The organism is Vibrio sp. A1-b2, from assembly GCF_021726015.1.
Classification (GTDB): domain Bacteria; phylum Pseudomonadota; class Gammaproteobacteria; order Enterobacterales; family Vibrionaceae; genus Vibrio; species Vibrio diazotrophicus.
In genome coordinates this window covers 41,226-65,654 of record NZ_JAKKCI010000008.1, presented here as the reverse complement: position 1 = coordinate 65,654, position 24,429 = coordinate 41,226, and the positions used below count along the sequence as shown (strand labels likewise).

The 24,429-nt window shown below is 42.1% G+C and carries 25 protein-coding genes; 14 read left to right on the top strand and 11 right to left on the bottom strand.

Annotated features, from left to right (window positions below; genetic code table 11):
* Nucleotides 1-70: 70 nt before the first annotated feature.
* Both L3V23_RS16285 and L3V23_RS16280 read left to right on the top strand, forming a co-directional pair.
* Nucleotides 71-850, top strand: a complete 780-nt coding sequence (locus tag L3V23_RS16285) for an aminoglycoside phosphotransferase family protein (protein WP_237292548.1) — start codon at nucleotides 71-73, stop codon at nucleotides 848-850.
* Between the two features lie 27 nt (nucleotides 851-877).
* Entirely contained in the window at nucleotides 878-1,420 is a 543-nt protein-coding gene (locus tag L3V23_RS16280; RefSeq protein ID WP_102966774.1) for a ClbS/DfsB family four-helix bundle protein, read from the top strand.
* A 142-nt stretch (nucleotides 1,421-1,562) separates the two neighbouring features.
* Here the strand turns inward: L3V23_RS16280 and L3V23_RS16275 are convergent, their stop codons facing one another.
* Nucleotides 1,563-1,799: an RNA recognition motif containing protein gene (locus L3V23_RS16275; protein ID WP_042483361.1), complete on the bottom strand. Its 237-nt coding sequence runs from the start codon at nucleotides 1,797-1,799 to the stop codon at nucleotides 1,563-1,565.
* 242 nt (nucleotides 1,800-2,041) lie between these two features.
* Here L3V23_RS16275 and L3V23_RS16270 point away from each other — a divergent pair, with 242 nt between their 5' ends.
* From L3V23_RS16270 to L3V23_RS16250, 5 genes are all read left to right on the top strand, one after another.
* A complete protein-coding gene (locus L3V23_RS16270) occupies nucleotides 2,042-2,728 on the top strand; it encodes a DUF4336 domain-containing protein (protein ID WP_102966775.1) in 687 nt (228 codons plus the stop codon).
* A gap of 129 nt (nucleotides 2,729-2,857) precedes the next feature.
* Complete coding sequence (locus tag L3V23_RS16265) at nucleotides 2,858-3,283, top strand: hypothetical protein (protein ID WP_102966776.1); 426 nt, start codon at nucleotides 2,858-2,860, stop codon at nucleotides 3,281-3,283.
* A 137-nt stretch (nucleotides 3,284-3,420) separates the two neighbouring features.
* Nucleotides 3,421-4,302, top strand: coding sequence for a LysR family transcriptional regulator (locus L3V23_RS16260; RefSeq protein WP_102966777.1), 882 nt, complete (start codon nucleotides 3,421-3,423; stop codon nucleotides 4,300-4,302).
* 140 nt (nucleotides 4,303-4,442) lie between these two features.
* Nucleotides 4,443-5,540 carry an alkene reductase gene (locus L3V23_RS16255; RefSeq protein ID WP_102966778.1) on the top strand — a complete coding sequence of 366 codons (1,098 nt, stop codon included), beginning with the start codon at nucleotides 4,443-4,445 and terminating at the stop codon, nucleotides 5,538-5,540.
* Nucleotides 5,541-5,661: 121 nt separating this feature from the next.
* Complete coding sequence (locus tag L3V23_RS16250) at nucleotides 5,662-6,105, top strand: GNAT family N-acetyltransferase (RefSeq protein WP_102966779.1); 444 nt, start codon at nucleotides 5,662-5,664, stop codon at nucleotides 6,103-6,105.
* Nucleotides 6,106-6,167: 62 nt separating this feature from the next.
* Here L3V23_RS16250 and L3V23_RS16245 read toward each other — a convergent pair whose 3' ends face one another.
* Complete coding sequence (locus L3V23_RS16245; protein ID WP_102966780.1) at nucleotides 6,168-6,671, bottom strand: 2,4'-dihydroxyacetophenone dioxygenase family protein; 504 nt, start codon at nucleotides 6,669-6,671, stop codon at nucleotides 6,168-6,170.
* A gap of 27 nt (nucleotides 6,672-6,698) precedes the next feature.
* The gene (locus L3V23_RS16240; RefSeq protein ID WP_102966781.1) at nucleotides 6,699-7,460 is read right to left on the bottom strand and encodes an SDR family oxidoreductase; all 762 of its coding nucleotides are present in this window, start codon (nucleotides 7,458-7,460) and stop codon (nucleotides 6,699-6,701) included.
* A gap of 131 nt (nucleotides 7,461-7,591) precedes the next feature.
* Between L3V23_RS16240 and L3V23_RS16235 the strand changes: the two genes are divergently transcribed.
* Nucleotides 7,592-8,596, top strand: a complete 1,005-nt coding sequence (locus L3V23_RS16235; protein ID WP_102966782.1) for an AraC family transcriptional regulator — start codon at nucleotides 7,592-7,594, stop codon at nucleotides 8,594-8,596.
* A gap of 42 nt (nucleotides 8,597-8,638) precedes the next feature.
* Here L3V23_RS16235 and mqo read toward each other — a convergent pair whose 3' ends face one another.
* Complete coding sequence (mqo, locus tag L3V23_RS16230) at nucleotides 8,639-10,243, bottom strand: malate dehydrogenase (quinone) (RefSeq protein ID WP_237292547.1); 1,605 nt, start codon at nucleotides 10,241-10,243, stop codon at nucleotides 8,639-8,641.
* A 730-nt stretch (nucleotides 10,244-10,973) separates the two neighbouring features.
* Between mqo and L3V23_RS16225 the strand changes: the two genes are divergently transcribed.
* Together L3V23_RS16225 and L3V23_RS16220 are read left to right on the top strand one after the other, a co-directional pair.
* Entirely contained in the window at nucleotides 10,974-12,377 is a 1,404-nt protein-coding gene (locus L3V23_RS16225) for a sensor domain-containing diguanylate cyclase (protein WP_237292546.1), read from the top strand.
* Nucleotides 12,378-12,579: 202 nt separating this feature from the next.
* Complete coding sequence (locus tag L3V23_RS16220) at nucleotides 12,580-12,957, top strand: VOC family protein (RefSeq protein ID WP_237292544.1); 378 nt, start codon at nucleotides 12,580-12,582, stop codon at nucleotides 12,955-12,957.
* Between the two features lie 61 nt (nucleotides 12,958-13,018).
* Here L3V23_RS16220 and L3V23_RS16215 read toward each other — a convergent pair whose 3' ends face one another.
* The 6 genes from L3V23_RS16215 to L3V23_RS16190 form a co-directional block, all read right to left on the bottom strand.
* Complete coding sequence (locus tag L3V23_RS16215) at nucleotides 13,019-13,510, bottom strand: peptide-methionine (S)-S-oxide reductase (protein WP_102954512.1); 492 nt, start codon at nucleotides 13,508-13,510, stop codon at nucleotides 13,019-13,021.
* An 11-nt stretch (nucleotides 13,511-13,521) separates the two neighbouring features.
* Nucleotides 13,522-14,142 carry a molecular chaperone TorD family protein gene (locus tag L3V23_RS16210; protein ID WP_237292542.1) on the bottom strand — a complete coding sequence of 207 codons (621 nt, stop codon included), beginning with the start codon at nucleotides 14,140-14,142 and terminating at the stop codon, nucleotides 13,522-13,524.
* A gap of 295 nt (nucleotides 14,143-14,437) precedes the next feature.
* Nucleotides 14,438-14,776 (bottom strand): DUF3316 domain-containing protein, encoded by a 339-nt coding sequence (locus L3V23_RS16205; protein ID WP_237292541.1) that lies wholly within the window; start codon nucleotides 14,774-14,776, stop codon nucleotides 14,438-14,440.
* Nucleotides 14,777-14,826: 50 nt separating this feature from the next.
* Complete coding sequence (locus tag L3V23_RS16200) at nucleotides 14,827-15,165, bottom strand: DUF3316 domain-containing protein (protein ID WP_237292540.1); 339 nt, start codon at nucleotides 15,163-15,165, stop codon at nucleotides 14,827-14,829.
* A gap of 317 nt (nucleotides 15,166-15,482) precedes the next feature.
* On the bottom strand, nucleotides 15,483-16,406 hold the full coding sequence (locus L3V23_RS16195) for a LysR family transcriptional regulator (protein WP_102968470.1): 924 nt from the start codon (nucleotides 16,404-16,406) through the stop codon (nucleotides 15,483-15,485).
* Nucleotides 16,407-16,511: 105 nt separating this feature from the next.
* Nucleotides 16,512-17,555 (bottom strand): alkene reductase, encoded by a 1,044-nt coding sequence (locus L3V23_RS16190; RefSeq protein ID WP_237292539.1) that lies wholly within the window; start codon nucleotides 17,553-17,555, stop codon nucleotides 16,512-16,514.
* A 161-nt stretch (nucleotides 17,556-17,716) separates the two neighbouring features.
* Between L3V23_RS16190 and L3V23_RS16185 the strand changes: the two genes are divergently transcribed.
* The 4 genes from L3V23_RS16185 (at nucleotide 17,717) to L3V23_RS16170 (ending at nucleotide 23,665) form a co-directional block, all read left to right on the top strand.
* The gene (locus L3V23_RS16185) at nucleotides 17,717-18,298 is read left to right on the top strand and encodes a TetR/AcrR family transcriptional regulator (RefSeq protein ID WP_237292597.1); all 582 of its coding nucleotides are present in this window, start codon (nucleotides 17,717-17,719) and stop codon (nucleotides 18,296-18,298) included.
* 217 nt (nucleotides 18,299-18,515) lie between these two features.
* The gene (locus L3V23_RS16180) at nucleotides 18,516-21,911 is read left to right on the top strand and encodes a PAS domain S-box protein (protein ID WP_237292538.1); all 3,396 of its coding nucleotides are present in this window, start codon (nucleotides 18,516-18,518) and stop codon (nucleotides 21,909-21,911) included.
* A gap of 3 nt (nucleotides 21,912-21,914) precedes the next feature.
* Entirely contained in the window at nucleotides 21,915-22,934 is a 1,020-nt protein-coding gene (locus L3V23_RS16175; RefSeq protein WP_237292537.1) for an HD domain-containing phosphohydrolase, read from the top strand.
* A gap of 134 nt (nucleotides 22,935-23,068) precedes the next feature.
* Nucleotides 23,069-23,665, top strand: a complete 597-nt coding sequence (locus L3V23_RS16170) for a sugar O-acetyltransferase (protein ID WP_237292536.1) — start codon at nucleotides 23,069-23,071, stop codon at nucleotides 23,663-23,665.
* A 95-nt stretch (nucleotides 23,666-23,760) separates the two neighbouring features.
* Here the strand turns inward: L3V23_RS16170 and L3V23_RS16165 are convergent, their stop codons facing one another.
* Nucleotides 23,761-24,408, bottom strand: coding sequence for a hypothetical protein (locus L3V23_RS16165; RefSeq protein WP_237292535.1), 648 nt, complete (start codon nucleotides 24,406-24,408; stop codon nucleotides 23,761-23,763).
* Nucleotides 24,409-24,429: the final 21 nt, after the last annotated feature.

The following is a 24,429-nucleotide window of genomic DNA, read 5'->3' as shown; positions in this document are numbered from 1 at the left end:
CATTTCTAATAGGGAACTCCAATAGGTAATTCCAACAGGGAATAGTTGCCATTTCGATGAAGGAGATACCGTGCAAGACGCGCAAGAACTGACAGGCGGACGAGAGTCAATTTATCGAGTGGGTGATAGTGTTTATCGCCCACTTCAGCCTTGGAGTTCAACAATTCATAATCTACTGAATCATTTACGAGCAGCAGGTTTAAGTGAGTCGCCTAAGTTTATTGGTATTGATGGTGACCAAGAGATGTTGAGCTTTGTAGCCGGTGACACTTACAACTATCCGTTAACCAATGCTATTGCGAGTGCGGAAGCTCTGATGTCAGCCGCTAAGCTACTGCGAAAAATTCACGATACTTCAGTCGGATTTGCGCATCACGAGAATATATCGAGCTTTACTTGGATGTTGCCCCCTCAGGAACCCTACGAGGTGATATGTCATGGTGACTTCGCCCCCTATAATGTCGCGCTAACGGGCAATTTAGTAACAGGTGTTTTTGATTTCGATACAGCACACCCTGCGCCCAGAGTGTGGGATCTCGCCTATTCGCTCTATTGCTGGGCGCCTTTTAAGACCAACAGTGACGACAAGCTCGGCACGCTAGAAGAACAAATATCAAGGGCCAAGCTGTTCTGCGACAGCTATGGAACGTCCGAAGAACAGAAAAAACAAATTCCCGATTTCATGATTAAACGGCTAAACGCCCTTGTTAACTTTATGCGTCAGGAAGCAAACAAAGGTAATCAACAGTTTTGTGAGAATATTGATCAAGGCCACCTTAAATCCTATCTACGAGACATAGAATACATTGAATCCAATAAATCTAAGATTCTTTCAGGGCTGTGTAACTAGTAGGTTACCTCAGTAGATGGCTAACATATGGCAAGAGCAAAAACAAAAGAAGAACTGATCTCTCAAGCAGAACAAAACTTTTCTAAGCTTTGGAACTACATCGACTCGATGACTGAGCTGACGTTGAATACTGAATTTAATTTTTCCGGTTACCCGAACAAGAAAGAACAGCACTGGGAGCGCGATCGTAACCTGAGAGACGTTTTGATCCATCTTTATGAGTGGCATCAGCTATTAATAAAGTGGATTGATTCTAACAAGCTTGGCCAAAAGGCAGATTTTCTACCTGAACCCTACAACTGGAAAACGTACGGCGAAATGAATGTAGAGTTTTGGAAGAAACACCAAACCACTGAGCTATCTGATGCAAGAAAGCTGGTTACCACAAGCCACCAAGCTGCACTTGAACGAGTATTGAGTTTTTCTGATCAGGCGTTATTTACTAAGCAGTTTTTTAATTGGACTGGATCTACAACCCTTGGAAGTTATTGTGTTTCAGCAATGCCAAGTCATTACGATTGGGCTTTGAAAAAACTACGGGCTCATGTTAAGAAACTTTCTCAGCAATAATCAATTTTGTTAGCAAATTAATAGCGTTTTGTTTGCTGCTGTTAGTGTTTCCTGTAGGGAGCACGATGCATTTGAAACATCAGATAACACACAGTTTCTAGACAATAAAAAACCAGCGTTTCGGCTGGCTTGATAATTCGTTCTATTGAGCCGTTTTGACTCGAATCTTACTTTTAGCAACACTGGTTTGGTTCAGCGCAGCAATAGCAGCTTTAGCTTCTGAAACGTCTGGCATTTCGACGAAAGCAAAGCCTTTAGAGATACCCGTTTCTTGATCTAAAACGAGAGTGCATTCAGTGACTGTTCCATGTTCTGAGAATAGTTTACGAATGTCTTGTTCTGTCGTTGTACGAGCAAGGTTGCGTACTAATAGTTTCATAGTTGTCCGTTAATATGGAAGTGACAGCAAGGATTGTCTCAATAAAGACTGTTGTCACCAAGCGATAGTTTAGCTTTATCTTAAAATAGTTTAAGGTAGAGCAACTAAATGCATAATATTCTGCTCTTTTGGAGCTTCCGACACCAATATTGATGTCTGGTGTTATTGATAAAAACACAACCACCGTGTTTAGCTATCTAGCTTGATCCTCATTTGCGGTGACTTTGTGTTATTGGAGGAATATGGAAAAGTTAGCAAATGAAATTTGGATATTTAACGGTGAACCTGTTCAATTCTTCGGTCTGCCTTATTCCACTCGTATGACAGTGGTTCGTTTGTCCAACGGTGATCTCTGGGTGCATAGCCCGATCAAACTGTCTGAAACAATCAAAGTTCAGATAGAAGCACTAGGATGCGTGAAATACTTAATAGCGCCTAATCATTTACACCATTTGTTCTTGCCTGAGTGGATTTCGACTTATCCAGAGGTTCAAGTGTTTGGAACTGATGAAGTGATTAAAAAACGCAGTGATATTACTTTTGATGGTTCTTTGAATAGCCTGCAAAACTGGGCTTGGGAAGATGATATCGAGCAAGAGTTGTTTTCGGGTTCTCCATTGATGGAAGAGTGCGTGTTTTACCACAAAGTCTCTGGGACTTTAATCGTGACTGATTTGGTAGAAAATTTTTCAGGACATAGCTTTAACTATTGGCAAAGGTTGGCAGCTAAGGGCGCTGGAATCCTTGCCCCTAACGGCAAAACACCGCTGGATTGGCGTTTAAGTTTTATGTTCGGCAAACAAGATGCACGTACACATCTCGATAGGTTATTGAGTTGGGACACCAAGACTTTAGTTATGGCACATGGTGAAATTGTCACAGAAAATACCGATGAGTTTTTAGCTAAGTCTTTTAAGTGGCTGATATAGAAACGTGTGAAGTTACCTGCGAACACCTGTTGTAAAGGTATAGTCTCGCATTTTGTTACGCTATTTTAGTTCAATGACTTTTTAGCTTGGTTTAGTATCGAAGCGTCAATTATTCCTCAGAGGCTAAAAATGAAAAAATCGGTAATGACATTGACTTTAACTCTTGCTCTGGTTGGTTGTGATGACGCGAGTAAGGTGATTGACCAAGCTCAAGAGGTCGCAAATAAAGCCGTGGATACTTTGCAACTTCAAGCTCAGTCAATCGATCTTAATAGTCTGAACCTTGAGGTTTTCGGAGATGCAGCCCAAAGAGCTAAAGATTTTACTCAATCAATCGATACGCTTATGAAAACCGAGTTGGGAGACCAAGAGGCAATCCGCAACGTGACAGAGCAGATTTCCAACTCATATTATTGCTTGGTTGAAGTTTCCTCGCAGGAGACGGCGGAGAATCTACTGGATAAGATTGTGTCTTCAGTAAAGAACGACCAAATGCTAGCCATCATCGAAAAAGGTGTTGGTAAAGCTAATTCAGTTAAAGAGTGCGTGATTTAACCACTTACCGTTTGCGTACAAATATCAACGAAACCCAATATATTGCTCTCTGTTGAATGAGGTGTTGGGTTTCGTTTTCATTTCAAAATGACTATCATCAGTTTAATTTTGTCAAATTTGCAATAAACGGATATTCGATGCGCACTCGTTCAGATGATTTAGAGATCTTAGTTAATGTGGTCGACAGTGGCAGTTTTTCACTTGCCGCCGAAACCATGGGGGTACAGGTGGCTAAAGTCTCGCGAGCAGTGAGACGTGTTGAGAAGCAACTCGGAATCACAATCCTTAATCGAACGACAAGACGGTTAGAGTTGACGGAAGAAGGCAGACGCTTTGTTGATTCGGTGCGTTCAGGTCTGCAATATCTTCAGCAAGCGGAAGAAGATCTATCCAGCGGAGGAGAACTGCCAAAAGGCAAGCTTCGTGTGGACGCTGCCAGCCCGTTTATGTTCAATCAATTAGTGCCACTGATTCGGGAATTCAAACAAGCTTACCCTGACATTGAACTGGAACTTACCTCAAACGAGGGCTATGTCGATCTTCTTGAAAAGCGCACAGATGTGGCGATTCGCATTGGCAAATTGGCTGATTCAACCCTGCATTCCAGCTTTCTTGGTAAGAGCCGTTTATTCGTTGTTGCTTCTCCAGAGTACTTGTCGAGAAAAGGCTTTCCGAATACGCCTGATGATCTTTCTCAACATGAGATTGTCGGTTTTACCAGACCAAAAAGTTTGAATGTCTGGCCTGTAGAAGGTGTAGATCATATTGAACCAACCATTGCCTGCAGCAGTGGTGAGACGGTACGCCAGTTGGTTCTTGCCGGTAATGGTATCAGTTGTTTGTCAGGATATATGGTTAGACAAGACATTGCTGAAGACCGATTAATTGTACTGTTAGATGAATACAGTAAAGAGTCTTCAGATCGTGAGTTGATCAATGCGGTGTACTATAAATCATCCCAAGTGGCTCGCCGAATATCGGCATTTATCGACTTTATCAAACCTCGATTCACTCTTTAAAACCAGCTAAATCTGTTCGTACGGATAAGTATTTTTGTGATTTTTGCAAAAATGTTTTGTCCGTTCGTTGATTAATCAGCTCCTAGTTCACTGTTAGAATCTTCCCCATACAAGTATTCACTTATCCAACCGAGGAACTTATGACTGACGCATTGTTTCAACCGATTCAAGTAGGTCGTTTTCAACTTGCAAACCGCATCGTTATGCCTCCGATGACTCGTTCAAGAGCAAGTCAGCCAAACGATGTGGCCAACGACTTAATGGCAAAGTACTACGCACAACGCGCTAGCGCTGGGTTGATTGTGAGTGAAGGTACCCAAATCGCACCAAACGCAAAAGGGTACGCATGGACTCCGGGTATCTACAGTAATGAACAAGTGGCAGGTTGGAAGAAGGTAACGGATGCAGTGCATGCGAAAGGCGGTATTATTTTCGCTCAGCTTTGGCATGTGGGGCGTGTCACTCACCCAGACAACATTAACGGTGAGCAACCTATTTCTTCTTCTGCTATTAAAGCTGAAGGTGTGAAAGTGTTTGTTGATAACGGCACTGATGAGCCAGGGTTCGTTGACACGGCAATGCCACGTGAAATGACTCAAGATGATATTGATCTTGTGATTAAGCAGTTCCACCAAGCTGCAAAGAATGCGCTGTTGGCAGGCTTTGACGGTATCGAACTTCACGCGGCTAATGGCTATTTGGTCAATCAATTTATTGACTCTGAATCAAACAATCGTACCGATATGTACGGTGGTAGCCTTGAAAATCGCCTGCGTTTCCTTGATGAAGTGGTAGCGACATTATGTGATGCCATTGGTTCTGACCGAGTCGGTGTTCGTCTTGCGCCATTAACAACTCTAAATGGTACGGTTGACGCGAACCCTGAAGAAACCTATGTGGCAGCAGCGAAAGTTCTCAATAAACACGGCATCGCATACTTACATATTGCAGAAGCTGACTGGGACGACGCACCGTTAATGCCAGTAGCGTTTAAACAGGCGTTACGCGAAACCTTTACTGGCACTTTGATCTACGCTGGTAAATACAATGTTGAGAAAGCGCTTTTGGCTTTAGATTCTGGTTTAGCTGATATGGTTGCGTTCGGTCGCCCTTATGTATCAAATCCAGATCTGCCTGAGCGCATTAAAAATGGTCAGCCATGGGCAACTCATGATCCTAATACTTTATTTGGTGGTGCAGAAAAAGGATTAACGGATTATCCAAATTTTGCCGAATAAAGATAAGTTGAAACGAAAATAAAACCTCTTGATAGAGGTTTTATTTTGTCTGAGATTTGTTGCCAAGATGCTTGAATACTGCCATGTTTGATGATTATTTCGACCGTAACAAGGGACGTTAATGAAATTTGAAATCACGACTGCACGTTCTGAGTATGCCAACCAGATAGCAACGTTAACGCAAGAACTTGGTTATACAGCAAATACGACAGACACAGAAACTTGGTTAACGCAATTGAGTCGTTCACCTTTGCATTGTGTTTATATTGCAGTAGTCGATAACCAAGTATGCGGTTGGCTGGTGGTTGAGAAACGAATGTTTCTAGAGTCTCGCACTAAAGCTGAAATCACAGGTTTGGTCGTTGGTAAACAATATCGATGTTTTGGCATCGCGCAAGCGTTGGTGAGAGCTGCACAAGAGTGGGCTATTGAGCAGGGATTAGAGACAATGGTGGTGAGATCCAATATTGAAAGAGAGGAATCGCATCTGTTCTATCCCAAAGTGGGATTTGAAAGAAGTAAGACAACCCATGTCTACATTAAGTCTTTGAAAGACATTGAATAACAAAAAGCACCGACTGTAAAAGCTGGTGCTTTATAAGTGAATCATGTTGTTAGCTTACTGACCTATTGGTCACTTAACTGAGCAATTGCACCCGGTTTGATGTAACGTGCTTTGATACCTTGCGCTTTTGCAGCCGCAATAAGTACTTGCTCAATCCAACCTGCATCCATGATGTTCATGAAGTTACCGTCTTGGTCGAAGTTGATGTTTGCACCAGAGATCACCATAAATCCGTCAGCACCACCTGAGTCCTTAGGGCAGTGGAAAGTATGGATAGAACCGCCTGGTTCGTACAGGTAGCTACCTGCGGTTTGAACTTGATCTGGATATTCCATGTAGTGCCAAGCACCACTTAACGTATAGAAATGCACGACGCCAGTGTGGAAGTGTTTAGGTAGCGTGATGCCCGGTGCAAACTTCGCACGGATAACCCAAGTGCCGTTTTCAGGATCTAGAAACAGTGGGTATACGTCTACGCCCGGTAATGCATCTTTGACTATAGATTCTTCGTTGGTATTAAGTGTTAGCAGAAAATCTTGATGTTGAATCACTTCTGGTAATGACATTGTTCTCTTCCTTGTTGTTGTTATTTCTTAACCCAAAAGAGGGTATTTGAAGTTTTCGAAGCCATCGGAAGCACTAACAGTGCAACCATTAATGCAATTGGCTTGATCGCTGACTAAGAATGAAACCACGTTGGCGATTTCTTCAGGCTGAGTGAATGTTTGACGCATCTGTTCTTTGCTAATGTGTTCCCAAAGACCAAATGCTTCATATTGACGGAGCATCGGTGTATCAACACGTCCGGGTGCAATGGCAACCACACGGATACCAAGAGGTGCAAGTTCAAGTGCCGCGCATTTGGTCATCATATCAACGGCCGCTTTACTGACGTTATAAGTGAACGTCATCTCCGAAGCCATCTGTGCGTAGACTGAGGAAGTGTTAAGAATGACACCTCTCGTACATTGCGACTTAAACTGATGTGCTGCCGCCAAAATTCCGTAATACACGCCATTTTGGTTAACTTTTGTAACGGGATCGAAATCATGGATAGGGTCGTGCTCTAGGAGTGGTTTCGCCATGCCAATACCAGCATTGTTAATCATGATATCTAAGCTACTGAAATGTGTTGCGGCAGCTTTAACTGCGGCTTCGACTTGTCCGTAATCAGAAACATCAGCCGCGAAAGTGTGCAGTTGTTCTTCATCAAAACCTTGATAGATTTCCAGAGATTTTTCCGATAGATCCACAGCGAGGACTTTAACACCTTGCTCAAGTAACTGATTAATAATCGCTTTACCAATACCACCGGCAGCACCTGTAACGACAGCAACTTTATTGAAAAGCTCCACGGTACATCTCCTTGTTAATAAAATGTTAACTTGAGCGTAATCTACATCATGAAATTGTCGTTAACTTGATTTTTTGCGAAGGTTTTTTGATATATTGCATTCACAAATGATTAACATTGCTGGATTGGAATATGTATATCGTTAGAAGCGGAGCAGCAGACAAGTTTGACAGCTTGGTCCATGAGTTAAGCCAAAACCCAATAGATATATTGAAAGATGTAGGTTTGTCGGCGACTCAGTTCCGTGATCCCGATACATATATTGCTTACTCGCGGTTAGCCGATCTCATGGAAACGGCTGCGTTACAATGTAACCAGCCTCTGTTTGGCGTGATGTTGGGGCAAAGACAAAGCTTACAGAGTCTGGGCGACCTACCGATGTTACTGTCTAGGGCTAAAACTGTCGGCGATGTATTTTCACAGGTTAACGACTACCTCTATTTGCACTCGTCAGGCGTGTCTTTAGATTTAAAAGAAACAAATGGTTGGGTACAGGTATCACTGAATATTGATGTCAATAATGAAATAGGCAAAGAACAGCTCATACAACTGAGTGTGGTCCAGCTGGCCAAATTTGTTGCAAGCATTCTCAATACCGATGTGGAACGCATTACGCTTCACTTAACCCAATCGGAAGTACCGGATTACTCGCTACGAGCGAATTCAGGACTACCGCACATTCTCTTTGATGAGTCATTTAATGGGATACTGCTACGACCAAGCCAGTTGAGTTCGAAGGTTTACCAAGATCCTGAACTGCTTGAGCGACATTTTGAAAAACATCTGCAGTACTTAAACAAGCGTTATCCCAACAATTTGTATGACCAAGCGTCTGATCTTATTTCTCGCTTGCTAGCCACAGGTGAGTGCAGCGTAGAAAGGGTCGCCAAAGCGTTGGATTTACACCCGAGAGTTTTGCAGTCTCGTTTGAAAAGTTATGGCTCAAGCTATCGTGAAATATTGCAAAAAGTAAGGCAAAGACTGGCGGAAAAATCGCTGGCTGACCACGCACAAAGCATTACCGACATTGCTCTTCAGCTAGGATACGCTGAGGCTTCTGTGTTTAGTCGTCATTTTCGAGATTGGACAGGGTTGTCGCCGACTCAATGGCGCAATCAATGTGATAAACAAAGCTAACGCATAACCTATATGGTTAGCTTTGTTGATTTCTAGAGGCGTTTAAGCAGTGGTTGCCAAAGCTGGCTGTTCAGATTCTTCGACCTCTTCTTTTATTGAGCGAACTTCAACAAGATCTTGAGTCAGTTTGAGAACTTTACTGGTGTTCAGCAGGATCTCTTGATTGAGTTCAGGGTGCTCATTCAAAGCAACGCCATATGAAGGGATCATCTGTTTGATCTTTTGTTGCCACTCTTCAGTTGCCATGTGCTCTGCAAAGCAACGTTGCAGTAACTCAAGCATCACCGCCGCAGACACGGATGCACCAGGAGACGCTCCTAGGAGTGCAGTTAAGCTTCCGTCTGCTGCGTGAACGAGTTCAGAACCAAGATGCAATTCGCCGCTTTTACCCGCCACTTTTTTAATGATTTGTACGCGTTGCCCAGCTTGCCACAATGACCAATCTTCAGATTGAGCGGTAGGGAAAAACTCTCTCAGAGCTTTCATTCGATCTTCGCTGCTTTGCAGCAGTTCACCAACAAGGTATTTGATCAAATCAAAGCTCTTTAAACCGACTTGAGTCATTGGAATCAAGTTTGATGGTGTTACCGAACCAAACAAATCAAGCAGCGAGCCTTGTTTTAAAAACTTACTAGAGAAGCTAGCGAAAGGTCCGAAAAGTACCACTTCTTTACCATCGATGAAACGAGTGTCCATGTGTGGAACAGACATAGGTGGCGCACCTACAGCTGCTTTTCCGTAAACTTTTGCACGGTGCAGTTTTACGATTTCAGGGTTTTCGGTCACAAGGAACTGACCGCCCACAGGAAAACCACCATACTGGCGGGATTCAGGGATACCAGATTTTTGCAGTAGAGTCAGTGAAGCACCACCAGCGCCAATAAAAACATACTTAGTGTGTACGGTACGAATACTGTTGTTGTCTAAATTCTTGACGGTGATTTTCCAAGTACCGTCAGACTGACGGTGCAACGTTTTTACTTCATGTTTTGTGTTCAACGTGAAGTTTTCGTTCTGGTTTAAGATATCGACCATGTGGTGAGTAAGTGCACCAAAATTCACATCAGTACCAAATCGAGAACGCGTTGCTGCAATAGGCTGGGTTTCGTCACGGTCTTGAATGAGCAATGGCGCCCATGACTTAATTTGTTCTCTGTCTTCTGAGTAAACCATGCCATCGAACAGAGGTGAGCTGCGCAGTGTTTGATAACGCTTGCGAAGGAAATCAACGTTGTTCTCGCCAGTAACAAAACTCATATGGGGAACGCTGTTAATAAAGGTACTTGGATCGCGGATTAAACCTTGTTCAACCAAATAGGCCCAGAATTGACGGGATAGTTGAAATTGTTCGTAGATTTCTAACGCTTTACCCATAGTCACTTCGCCATCGGAAGTCTGTGGGGTGTAGTTTGATTCAGCTAAAGAGGAATGGCCGGTTCCGGCATTGTTCCATCCGTTGGAGCTTTCTTCTGCGACCTTATCAAGTCGCTCAAACATATTGATAGTCCAATTAGGTTCTAATTGTTGGATGAAAGTACCGAGCGTTGCGCTCATAATACCACCACCGATTAAAACCACATCGACCAGTTTCTCTGCAGCATTAGAACTAAGCTGGCTGAATCCTTTTTGACCAGTTACGTTACTCATTTTGGGGCTAAATCTCTCTAAATCGCAAACATTACAAGTGTTTAACTATCATTAGTTTTCTACAGCCACCGACACTTTGTGCTCGATATTTTATTTGTATTTTAGCTTTGAGCATTGTCTGTAGAAAAACTCCCGTTTTTGGTTGTTTTCGTAGTAAGTAAACAACCAAAACAGGGTTGAATGTTACACAATTTTAAAATTATTTTTAACAACAATTTAATCTAAGCTAGAAAAATTTACTGAGAAACTAAGTAATACACAGGTAATCTTAAGGGGTAATATGATTAAAGGGTGCTCTGTTCGGTTTGTTTGCATACAAATTGTGTAACAAAAACAACCTAACAATGATGTAATAATCCAACAAAATGAAAAGCTGTAATTGTGATGAAGTTTGAACTCTTGGGAATACTGCGAATCTTGCCAGCTATTAATAGTTAAAGCGTACTTGAGTCGTTCAATGAATATGATTTTGGGCTTCTTTACGCAAAATAAGATGGATCTCCTTTTTCCTACAATCCTCTAAGCTCTATCCTGATACGGCAGTATTGAGTGAATTGTTAACATGCTCATTAACTCAATGAATATGTTCTTGGTAATCATGGTTTTTAGCACTTACTTTCATTCCAATATGAAGCGATGTCCGCATTGTAAGAGCGATACATTGCGCGTGAAAAAATACGCCAGTGACAAACATGCGTTAGAGTGTAGTCACTGTGGGGCTAGAGGCCCTATGTCTAAAATCGATGAACTACCAGCATTGGTGGCCTCGGTGTCGGGATTTAACTTACTTAGAACTGTGATCGATGAATCTCCGGATGTTATCTTTATAAAAAACTGGCAAGGGGATTTTTTGCTCTGCAATCAAGCCTTAGCAAGTTTGTATGGCACAACACCTGAGCGAATGGTGGGTAAAACGGATGCTGACTTTAACGACAACGCAGAGCAAGTTTCTTCCTATGAGCAAAGCGCTCGTGAAGTTTTAGAGTCAGGAAAAACAACAACGACCATAGAAATGTCTACTCATGCTGAAACTGGCGAGATTCGTTACTTCCAATCTGTTAAAAAACCAATACTCGATCCGGAAGGAAGCAACAAGCTACTATTGGTTATCGCACATGACATCACTGAACTAAAAAATGCCTATCAAGCGGTTGAAGAAAGTGAAAAGCGTTATAACTTTGCAATGGAAGCTTCGAACGTCGGTATTTGGGATTGGAATATTGCCGATAACAAGGTTCATCACAATAGCAAGTGGTGTGACATATTAGGCTTACAAAGTAATATGCGTGTTCATGACATGTCAGTACTAGAAAAGTTTATTCACCCTAATGATGTAGAAAAAATGATGATGGCGGTTGGCAAGGCTTTGGAAGTTGATGGTCTTTACGATAGTGAACATCGAATGGTACGTACCAATGGTGAAGTCTTATGGGTCCATGATCGTGGCCGTGTGGTTGAATACGATAGGAATGGCAAGCCTATACGTATGGTGGGAAGCTTTAGTGACATTACACTTAACAAACGCTTTGAACGTCAATTAGAAAGGACATCAAAAGAGTTAGAACGAAATAATGAAACTTTGGAACAGATTGTTCAGGAGCGTACGGAAGCACTTGAACTGGCAGTAAAAGAGTTAGAAAGCATAGCAACAAAAGATCAGTTAACAGGTTTAGGTAATCGATTAATGCTTGAACAGTGGTTGGCGATGCAAACACGAAATCAAGAACTTGTCTCTATTCTGATCGATCTTGATCGGTTTAAATCGATTAACGATAGATTTGGTCATCAGGTCGGTGATGAAGTCTTGGCAGCGGCTAGTAAATGTTTGTCTGATATTCGTGAAAGTGACTTACTTATTCGATGGGGTGGTGAGGAGTTTCTTATCTTGTTAACCAACGTTACAATCGAACAAGCTTGCATGATTGCTGAAAATTTGAGAGCTAATTTGCAGAATGCGAATATGTTGCCGGTGAATGAACAAGTGACAGCAAGCTTTGGTGTCTGCGCGAAACCATTCAATAAAACTGAGTTTGAAAATGCTGTCCAACAGTCAGATGAAGCTTTGTATCAAGCTAAGAAGGCTGGTAGAAATCAAGTTAAAGTTTTCTGTAATCTCACTGGAACTAAAGATTAAACAATTGGAAAAATGCTTATAACGTTAATTTTGATAGCTCTGAGCTAAGCTGAATCACTAATATCGATTGAACAATAGCGAGATCAAATTAGTGTTGTGTCAAATTTTACGGATTATCTCAATTAGGCATTGCTGGTAGTTAAAATATACGGTAACTATATATGCAACAAGTCTATTTTTGATGGTTCACTAAGGAAGGAAAATGTTTAGTCATTTTATGGTCGGCTCCGACGATATTGAAAAATCAAAAGTGTTTTATGACGCGATTCTAAGTGTTTTGGGTTATCCGCAAGGCGTTATCGATGCAAAAGGTCGCTGCTTATACATCAACTCAAATGGTGTGCTGGGTTTGACTAAGCCTATTAACGGCGAAGCGGCTACACATGGTAACGGTATGACGATCGGCTTTAAAGTTGATAGCCCTGAGCTGGTAGATGCGTGGCATGCGGCGGGTATCGAGAATGGTGGCGTTACCTGTGAAGATCCACCGGGAGTGCGCGCAAGTGCTGAGAGAAAGCTTTATCTGGCTTACCTTCGCGATCCATTCGGCAATAAACTTTGTGCCGCGCACTATTTATAACGTACCAGTAAAAAATATTGGTCAAAAAATGGCTCGTGCAGTTTAACTCACGAGCCATTATTTATTGGCTTTTTGCATTGCGGTATTTATGCAGAAGATCCCAAGGTATATGACATAAGTAGTGATCTTCTTGGACGCGGGTTAAGCGATGTTGATGTTCTTCATCACTAGGGACAAAGTTAGTCAAGGGTAACACCTCAACTACAATCTTTGCTGCGTCATCTCGTGAGGCAATATAGCGTTTCGCGGCTTCAAGATGCGTTTGAACTTCGCTATATACACCTGTACGGTACTTCAAACCTACGTCGTGACCTTGTTGATTCACACTGTAAGGGTCGATGATCTCGAAAAGGTGTTCAACCAACTGCTCAACTGAGACGCTCTCTTCATCAAATTGGACTCGAACGCATTCTGCGTAGCCATCATATTCAGTTTGGGTTGAATGAGTGGTGCCGTTGGCGCGACCAGCTAAGGTATCAATCACGCCAGGAACATACTTAATGAACTCCTGAACACCCCAAAGGCAGCCGCCTGCTAAATAGATTTGTTGCATAGTAAAGTTAACTAAGCCTTAACTGGATGAAAGTAATTATTCTTAATTTGTACTTGAGCGGAGTAGCTTGTACAAAGCAGTTCCAACAGTCGCTTTACTTGATCTGCTAACTCAGAATAAACACTGCCAGCTGCACATTTTTTCAGGTTGGAAAAGTAGTAGCCAGACCATGTAACAAGGTAGTCACCCAGCATCTCTTTTACATGTTGCTCTTGCTCATCTTCAATCAACATACCCAGTATTATCAGCATCAGACCGATATGGTCTTCTGGATCGGTTACATCTTCACGAAGACCCAAACCGCAGTGCTCAATGAACTGACAATATTTCTTATGTGAATGACCAAATAAGATCGACTCTCTATCAAGATACATCGATGACCAAGGTGGGGCTGGCATATCATCTTGAATGGTAAACAATCGATCGTGTTCATCTTGAAGCGTATCTTGATTGGTAAACTTGAAGCTGTTCAAAACCTGATTCACTTCTTTGATTGGCGTTTCTACTTCATCTTCCTCAAAGTAGGTTCCAAAAGGGAATTGGTTAAAATCTCTGGGAGGGTAATAAAAAAGCGCACCAAAAAGCTTACAAACAATAGCTAATTCAGGTCGAGAGAGATTTTGTAGTTCCACGGCATTACCTTTATAAATTCCTTTTACTGCTAAATAGGCTAGTGCTTGTTTAACAGCGGTTAACTTCGCCGAATATATCACTATATGGTGTTTTATTGCGACACGTTTCATTTTGATGTGACACTAATTGGTACTAAGGTTTATTTTTAATCAGTCGTTTTGAGTTGAAAAATGAGATCAATTTAAAGGAGATGACGGTAAGGAAGGGGTTTTAGATTAGAGTGTAGAGCAAAGACTAAATTATGGGGAAGAAAGCAAGCCGTGGGATATCCATATCCCCGAGGCTTAGTGACACTTAGTTTGATTCTTTTGCGTTGAATTGATAATCCACATCAACGATAGCGCGGTATTGAATGTCACCGTTGCTGTTTGCGAACTCTTCTACAGTCACTTCAGATTGACCAACATTGATGTTCTTAATCAATGTGTATGATTGCACTGGAAGATTAAAACGAAGTTGAGATTGGTCCATCGCTTTAACTGAATCTGAAAGGTCGAAACCTGCATTGTACGCTTCAGCTTTAGAGCTGTATGCGTCAGTTTTAAACGTTGCGTTGTCACTAACAGTGGTAGTTGAAGCAAACGCTGATGAAGCAAGTAGTAGACCTGTTGCAAGGATAATTGTGTTTTTCATGATAAATACCTTTTGAATTCTGGGTTTTATGAATTGTTTAACTGTGTTGATTAACGTGATTCTTTCGCGTCGAAGTGGTAATCCACGTCTACGATAGCGCGGTACTGAACTTCACCACGTACTTGAGCGAACTCTTCAACTTTTACTTCAGTGTTATCGATACTGATGTTGTTTACATTTTGGTAAGCGTTAACTGGTAGTTGGAAACGTAGTTCAGTTTGGCTCATGTCTGATAGATTTTGAGCAACATTTAAGCCCGCATTCAATGCTTCTGCTTTAGTTGCAAAACTTGAAGTAGTTACAGTTGTATCGTTGTGAAGTGTCACGTTAGAAGCAAAAGCTGATGTTGATAAAAGTAGGCCTGCTGCTACGGTCATTAGTTTGTTCATAATATTCACCTTTGAAGAATAGACTTTATTGTTTCTTACGGAATGTCAGATTTGTCTGTCATTCGATGGGTGTATTATGAGTAAGTTTCCTTGTGTGATGAAGATCACTTTTGGCATTTTACTATGGACAAAACGGCACCAATAAAGGGGTTGAAATTTCGCTCGATGATCTACTCGTCAATATAATTTTTTCTGAAGTCGAGAGTAAAAAATTGCCTAACGGCGTGAGAGAAATAGTTGTGGTGAAAAAGGGTGCAGATAAGCCCTTACTTATTGATTTTTAGTAAGTATTATTTGAAAAATGAAGAGGCAAGAGGTTAATCATTAAGATAGGATTCCCAAACTGGTGGGGTTCCTATGGTGTCTTGAACGGTTTCGATGAAAAGTTTGACCAGTGGCGGTGGATTGCGATGTGAGTAGAGAGCGTAAAGGCCACCAGTGAATGAGACTTGAAAATCAGGTAACAGCTTGATTAACCCTAAATCATCAATATTTTTGGTTAACATCATCTGTCCAACAATGACGTAGCCTAATCCTTCTTGAGCGGCATCCATTAACAGCTCAACTTCATTCACGCGGTAACGCCCTTGAGCATTAAGAGTGAACGATTCGTCTTCAGTTCCTGAGAAAAGTTTTACCTTGTCTAACGTAAAAGAACGGTTTGAATAAATAACCGAAGGCAGTGCTGCTAGTTGTTCAGGGTTCTCTGGATATCCATGTTCTTCGATGAAGTCTTTCGATGCTAAGATTGCCATTTTATGGTCGGCAAGTTTCTTCGCAACAAGGTTGGAATCATCAGGAATACCAATACGAAATGCGATATCGAATCGGTCGCTAATCAGGTCAACTTTTCTATCATCCAGAATGACTTCGATGCTGACCTGCGAGTACTTTTTCAGGAATTTTATAACCGCTTTTTTAAGATAAGTTCGGCCAAATAGTTGAGTGCTGGAGAGTCTTAAAACGCCTCTTGGCTCCTCGTTAAAAGTATTCGCAAGATGATGAGTTTCGTCGAGGGTATCTCGGATTTTTTGCGCTTGTTTAACGATTTCTAGTCCAGCGGTGGTAAAGGATAATGAGCGAGTGGAGCGGTTCAAAAGGCGTAAACCTAATGAATCTTCTAGCTTTTTTATTTGTTTAGAAAGAACGGAACGATCAATCCCTCGGAGTTCTGCGGCTTTAGCAAACGAACCTTGTTGATGCACTTCCAAAAGCATGACGAGTCGGGTAGCTAGATCCATTGCACAATATTCCTGATAGTGGGTTCAGAGTTCTCAATTTCTTTGTATCTTAAAGATAGATTAACGGCCCTTATCGGGCCGTTAAATATTCAAAGTATTAGAACCTTACACTAAGGTTTCTAACATTGCAGCATCGTATTCAACAAGTTCTTTATTTTGTTGTACACGGCTTACGTAGTCTGGGTTTGCGATGAAAGGACGACCAATAGCCAGCAGATCAAATTTGTTCGCTTTAATTGCTTCAGCACCTGTTTCTGCATTGTATCCACCAACCGCCATTAGGGTCTTAGAGTACGCTTTGCGCATGTATTCAGATACTTTTCCGCCTAGGAAATCAAATTCCATGCTGTCGTCAAACATGCCTTCGTGCAGGTAAGCTAAATCGCGTTTTTCAACTTCTTTAAGGAAGTAGTCGAACACCTGACGATCGCGTGCATCTGTAGCCATATGAGCATAACCAGCAGGTGACACACGTAGGCCGGTTAGTTCTGCGCCGATACGTGCAATTACAGCATCAATAACAGCAAGTGGGAAGCGAGACATGTTTTCCGCAGTCTGACCAAATTCGTCAGATCTATGGTTAGTGTCGTAGTGTAGGAATTGGTCAATCAAGTAGCCGTTAGCACCGTGAATTTCAACACCATCAAAACCTGCTTCAATCGCGTTTTGAGCCGCTTGTGCATAGTCTTCAACAAGTTGTGCTATTTCTTCGCTCGTTGCTTCTTTAGGAACGGTATAAACCAATTCACGCATACGAGGAACGGTTCCGTCGAACGCTAATGCAGACGGTGCTAACACATATTCACCACCCCAAAAGTGAGGGTGAGCCACTCGGCCGGTATGCCATAGCTGAGCGAAGATCTTTCCGCCATTTACGTGTACTGCGTCTGTTACTTTTTTCCAACCAGCAATTTGTGCTTCGGTGTAGAGTCCCGGAGTGTTTGGATAGCCTTGGCCGTCAGGACGAATAATTGTCGCTTCTGAAATGATCAAACCAGCATCAGCACGTTTTGCGTAGTACTCGACCATTGCGTCTGTCGGAACTAAGTTTGCGTCTGCCATACAACGAGTCAGTGGAGCCATTGCAATGCGGTTTTTAAGTGTAATTTTGTCGTTGAGCTTATAGCTTTCAAATAATGTTGCTGTCATTTTGATGTTCCTTTTATGTCCTACATGGACTTTATGTGCACATGCTAACCTTTTCTTGAATGAACATTCAAGTTATTTTTTGAATGATCGTTCAAGTATCTTGTGAAAGGGTATTCAAACCAGTACACTTAGTGGGTCTTAAAGCTGAAGAGCAAAGTGTAATGAGAAGTGCAGAATTTGACCGTGAGTATGTTTTACGCTCAGCGATGAATGAGTTCATCGCCAAAGGTTATAACAAAACCAGTATGCAGGATTTGAAACGAGCAACGGGCTTACATCCGGGGTCAATCTACTGTGCTTTCGAAAACAAACGCGGTTTGTTGCTTGCGTCTCTAAATCATTATGCTGAAACCAAATCCGAGTCGTTTGAAGAGTTCTTCGTTGAAAGTGATTCCATCTTGAACGGCCTTGAAAAATATCTGAATGACATAATTGAATTTAAAGATTGCCATGAAAATAAAGGCTGCTTACTTCAGAAATCGCTGAGTGAACTTGAGCAGCAAGATGAAGAAGTAGAAGCGATCATCTGCGGCATGCTGAATCAGTGGAAAGTTAATATCAGAAAAAAAATTGAGATAGCTAAGACTCACGGTGAACTGCCATCGGATACAGATTGCGAGTTGCTTGGTGATTTTCTGGTTATGAATATCTATGGTTTAAGATCTTTCGCTACCACTAAGCCGTCAAAAGAATGTTTAGAGAAGTTGGTGAAGAAAATCGTACAGAGCTTAAAAAACAGCTAAGCGTTGGGAATACAATTTTTGCCCAAAACAATGAACAGCTATCACTTTACATAAAAGCGATAGCTGTTTTTGTTTTATCTTCAGTCACTTGTTGTTGAGTTCTCTCAATAATCAAAATCCTCAATAAAATTATGGCTTTATACTTAATGCTAAAACCGTCACGTAGCACTTAACTTTATGCGTAATCAATAGTAACGTGCACGCTCAGGAGGTGATCTTGCCTCAAGCCAGTGCTTGTTATGTTGAGTTATTGATTATGTTTGACCACTTTTTTGTCGTAGATGTTAGCCCAGATAAACTTGTTGCTGGTACATACAACGTTTGGCTTGTGGCGGTATCGATTTTTCTTGCATCCATGGCATCATTTTTCGCTTTGCGTTTAGCATCTACAGCAAGACACATACAGCTTGTAAGCCACAGACAGATAGCTTTACTCTCGGGATCATTTGTTATGGCTGGTGGCATTTGGAGTATGCATTTCGTAGGAATGCTTGCTTTTGCCATGCCTCATCAAATGGAATATGACCACCATATCACTGCGTTATCTTTCGTTCCTGCCGTATTAGCGAGTTACTTCGTCCTCAAGTCGTTGATCAATGAAACGTATTCATTGAAAGTCACATTAAGAAACGGGTTTATTGTCGGTGCGGGAATCGGAGCGATGCACTATATCGGTATGGAAGCAATGAATATGGATCTCGATCTTCGCTACGATCCATATTGGTTTGCTTTGTCTATCGTTGTATCGGTTGGATTGGCAACCATTGCTTTGACGGCGCGATCTAGATTGCGACACGCATTTCCATCCTTACGTTCTATACACGTTAATTTGATTAGTGCAGCTATTATGGGCAGTGCAATTTCTGGTATGCACTATACCGGAATGGAAGCCGCTCGTTTCATTGAAGAGATGGAGTGTGTTACCCCAGCATTTACCGAACAAGACAACACACAATTGGCCATCATTGTTTCAATCTTTACGCTGCTTCTTTCTACTTTAGCGGTTAACGTCAGTTCTCAACTTCGCTACCGTCAGTTATTAAGAGAGAAAACAGCGGGAGAAGCGAGGCTTCAGGCTATTCTCGATACTGCTGCTGATGGTGTTATTACAATAGATGCGAAAGGTATCGTTCGCGGTATTAATGGCGCAGCATGTAAAATATTTGGCTGGTTAGAGCATGAAGTCATTGGGCGCAATGTTTCTATGCTAATGCCGTCCAACCATCAATATCAGCATGATTCCTACTTAGAAAACTACTTCAGTACCGGCAAAGCACAAATAATAGGCTCTCCAAGAGAGCTATACGCTCGTCATCGATTTGGTGAGTTAATACCTGTCAGATTAGCTGTCGGTCGAGTCAGTTTGGAAAGTGGAGAAACACTGTTTGTTGGATTTGTTTCTGATATTTCTGAACGCAAAGCGATGGAAGAGAAGCTAAGAGAGAGCGAACAACGTTTAAGCTCTCTTATGCAAAATATTCCTGGAGCCTCGTTCAGACGTTTGCTCGATCATAAGTGGACACCTGTGTTCCTGAGTGAAGGCATCGTTGAACTTACGGGTTACAACGCGGATGAATTTTTGTCAGGCGGGGTTTCTTTTGCTGAATGCGTTTATGAAGGAAAAGATCGCGACTTATGCTCGAACATGCGTGCAAACATCGATGAACGTGACACATATGAAATTGAATACCGCATCCACCATAAAAACGGCAATACCGTTTGGGTGTTAGAAAATGGCATGGTTGTTCGCGATGAAAATAATAATGTTGTTTGGGCTGACGGGGTCCTGGTGGATATTTCAAGTCGCAAACAGATGGAACAAGAGTTGGTTGAGGCGAAACAACGCGCCGAGCATGCAGCGGAGAGTAAAGCGGCGTTTTTGGCTAATATGAGCCATGAAATTCGAACGCCGATGAATGCCATCATAGGCTTTACTGACATTCTTCTTGATTCCGATATCAGAGGCGAGGATCGCAAACATCTTCAAACCATTTCGCATTCTTCTCGCTCATTACTGCATCTTCTTAACGATATTCTCGACAGCGCGAAACTTGAGAAGAATAAAATGGAAATTGAACAGGTACCGTTCAAACTAGCGGCCTGTGTTGATACCGTTATTTCAACTTTATGGCTTTCAGCCAAAAACAAAGGTATAGAACTCAATCTAGCAATGGCTGATGACTTGCCCCAAGTCGTGTTAGGCGCTGAAGATCGTATACGCCAAGTTTTAATGAACCTTGTTGGTAACGGCATAAAATTTACCGAGAGTGGCGGTGTATCGCTGACGGTTTCCGCCGTTGAACAAAAGCCCGATTGGATTCGATTCAGTGTGATTGATTCGGGGATCGGCATTGATCCTTCTCGTCTTAAATCCATCTTTGAACCTTTCACGCAGGCCGATGCATCAATGAGTCGCCGCTTTGGCGGTACTGGTTTAGGAACCACTATTTCTCAGCAGTTGGTTGAGTTAATGGGCGGAACGATTCAAGCAACGAGCGAACTGGGTAAAGGGAGTTGTTTTACCATTGAGCTGCCACTACCAAAAAGTGAAGCTACGACGGTTTCTCGTACATCTCACATATTCGACCTGCCAAGTTTACGAGTGTTAGTGTGTGATGATATCGAGCAAAACATTAACTTATTGCGGATCCTTCTTGAGCGTCAAAATCATAAAGTATTTACCGCTCAAGATGGTCATGAAGCTGTTGCTCAGTTTAAATCGGTGCAACCGGATATCATCTTGATGGATATCCAGATGCCGAATTTAGACGGGTTGGGGGCAAGCAAACAAATTCGTCAATGGGAAAAGCAGTACAAACTCGCGAGTACGCCAATCATTGCTTTAACTGCAAGTGTCTTGGCTGAAGATCGAGTGGAAGCAAGAGAATCGGGCATGGACGGTTTTGCAAATAAACCTGTAGATTTTGCTCTTCTAACTCAAGAGATGGCGAGAGTGCTGCATCTTGAACCTAGCGCTCAGGATGAGCAGAACTCAGGTTCAGCTACTGACAGCACTGTTGGAAAATTCAACGTAGTGAACCTGAATAAAGCGCTAAAACTTTGGGGTGATGAGCGCTTATATCTGGGAGAACTCATTCGTTTGAGCAGTAAGCAAGCCGCACTAAGTGAGAGCTTGATGGAGCTAATTGATACGCAAAATTGGTCAGAACTGGGTCAACAAGCCCATAGGTTGAAAGGTCTAACCGGAAATCTGGCCTTGATACCTCTCTTGCATGCCTTCTCTGATCTAGAGAGAGCCGTTAATGCTCATATGCCAACACAAGCTCGATCTGCTGTGACAAACATAGAAAAGCTCTGGAATACGTTGATGAGTGATATTGAACAACTTCAAGTTCTCTATGCTTTGGATGAAGAGGTTGAACCAGAGTCATCATTAAGAAACACCGAATTGCAGGAACTGCTTGAAGATTGGTTAATCGCAACCAGAGCTGGCGAACTGCGTGATGAGACCGTCGCTAAACTTAAGCAAGGTTCACCAGAAATAATCAAGAAAGATATTAATGACGCGGTTAATGCTATTGAAGAATTTGAGTTTGAAGCTGCAGAACGAGCCATTATCAACGCTATTGAAACACTACAACAAGAAGGATAAGACATGACTTTGTTCACCAAACAATTACCACGAATCCTTGTTGTTGATGATGAACCGGCAAACCTCAAAGTGATGCGACAAGTTTTGCAGGAAGGGTACCGTCTGACTTTCGCTCGATCTGGTCAGGAAGCGTTGGCGCGTATAGAACAAGAGAGCGTCGACCTAATCCTATTAGATGTCATGATGCCAGACATGACGGGATTCGAGTTATGTAAGTTGCTTAAAGATAACCCAAGCACTGTCTGCATCCCTGTAATATTCGTGACCGCACTTCGAGATTCCATTGATGAAGAGAAAGGTTTCGCTCTGGGAGGCGTTGACTATATTGTTAAGCCGATTATCCCTGCAATTGTAAGGGCTCGGGTAAAAACGCATTTGTCGTTAGTAAAAGTTGAAGCGCTACGTGAAACTCAAATTGACTTAATTCAAAGGCTAGGGCGAGCTGCTGAATATAAGGACAACGAAACAGGTATGCATGTCCAACGTATGAGCCATTACACCAAAATTCTAGCGATGGCTTTAGGTATGGAAGAAGATCATGCCGAAGAGCTGCGAATGGCGACCACCATGCATGACATTGGAAAGATAGGTATCCCCGATAATATCCTGCTCAAACCGGGCAAGCTTGATGAACAAGAATTTGTTGAAATGAAAAAGCATGTGGTCATCGGCGGGAATATTCTCTCTAATCCACGTTCAACGCTGATTTCGTTGGCCTACAAAGTTGCCACCGCTCACCATGAAAAATGGGATGGTTCAGGATACCCAAACGGTTTAATTGGGGAGGCAATCCCTATTGAAGGGCGTATCGCAGCGATTGCTGATGTATTTGATGCGCTGACCAGTGAACGTCCGTATAAAAAGGCGTGGTCAATAGAAGAGGCCGTTGAGTTCCTGAAAAGCCAGTCAGGAAAGCACTTTGGCCCACAATTGGTGCAACTATTCATTGAGCAACTTCCAGCTATTTTAGAAGTGAAAGAGAAGTTTAATGAGGATCAGAATTACGATCCAACGACGAACTAGTTCTGATGCTGAGTAGCGGATGCACTAAACAATTTGTGATTATTTGTCACCTAGGTGAGAGATAGTTCTGATTAATCATCTAATCAATTTAGTAACTTACGTGTTTTGATTTCTTTTTGAAGTAAAGGTCTCTTATGGACAATTCCCACATAATGCATAGTCAGAAGGTGTACTTCTGTGATGACGAAGAGCTCGCTAAGGCTCAAATGCAGTGCCTCGAAGTACTTTACGATTACAATCAGACTCGACCAAGTGAAGTTGAAAAGCGCAAAGCTATCATGGAGAAGTTGTTTGCCGAAGTGGGTGAAGGCTGCTACATAGAACCTCCTTTGCGTACGAACTGGGGTATTCATACTCATTTGGGTAAAAATGTATATGCCAACTTCAATCTAACGTTGGTGGACGATACCCATATCTATATTGGTGACTACGTGATGATTGGTCCAAACGTCACTATTGCGACGGCTGGTCACCCAATTGATCCAGAAATGCGCAGGAAAGTTGCACAGTTTAATATTCCAGTGACGATTGGAGACAATGTCTGGATTGGTGCGAACTCTGTTGTATTACCAGGTATTACCATTGGTGAAAACAGTGTTATTGGTGCTGGCAGTGTCGTCACAAAAGATATTCCTGCCAACGTTGTCGCGGTGGGTAATCCATGCAAAGTGCTACGTGAGATTGGCGGACGCGATAAAGAATTCTATTTCAGAGACAAAAAATTCGAATAGTCGATTTTTGAGTGTGAAAGCTATTGTAAAAGCCGCTGTTGGTCAGCGGCTTTTTCTTTGAAGCGTTGTTTTGTAAACGCATTTACTCACTGAACTCATTTGATTCGCGACATTTTAAAGCCACGATAATTGAATTCTTCAAACTGAAGTTTTTGGCCGTTGTTTACAAATAAGAACTCCATCTCACGGTTTTTGTTTTTTACTGTGATGCGATGGAGCATTCCTTTGTCCGTTTGAGTGGTGGAATAGGAATCGACTTCAACATCTTTAACCTTCTCTTTCAGCACATATTGATATGATTTCTTCAGCACTCCGTGAGCTAAATCAAGCGTTACTTGGTTTAGCAATGGAATAAATGGATAAGCATTTTTATCCAACTCAGATACTTTGGCTTTGCTGTCTTGATCGGTTATTTCAAGGGAACTGAAATTGTAGGTATATGCCTCCCTGTCAGAACCTATTCGCTCAGAGTAATTGGACGAAAGAGGAACAATTTGACCATCAAGTTCTTGATATGAACCCAGTTCAATCACATTCGCTTTGATAAATAAAAAAGCACCATAAGCACGCGACTTGTAAAAACAGGTGCTATCTTTACAAGTAGATGACATAACAACCTGACCTAAGTTAACAGGGCCAATATCAACAGAAAATTCGCCATTTACCCCCTCAATAGCTTGCGCGCGGCTAGTGAGAGTAACAAGGGAAAGCAGTAATAAAATAGATAAATGTTTAGTTATCATAAGACCCACATTTAAAGGCTG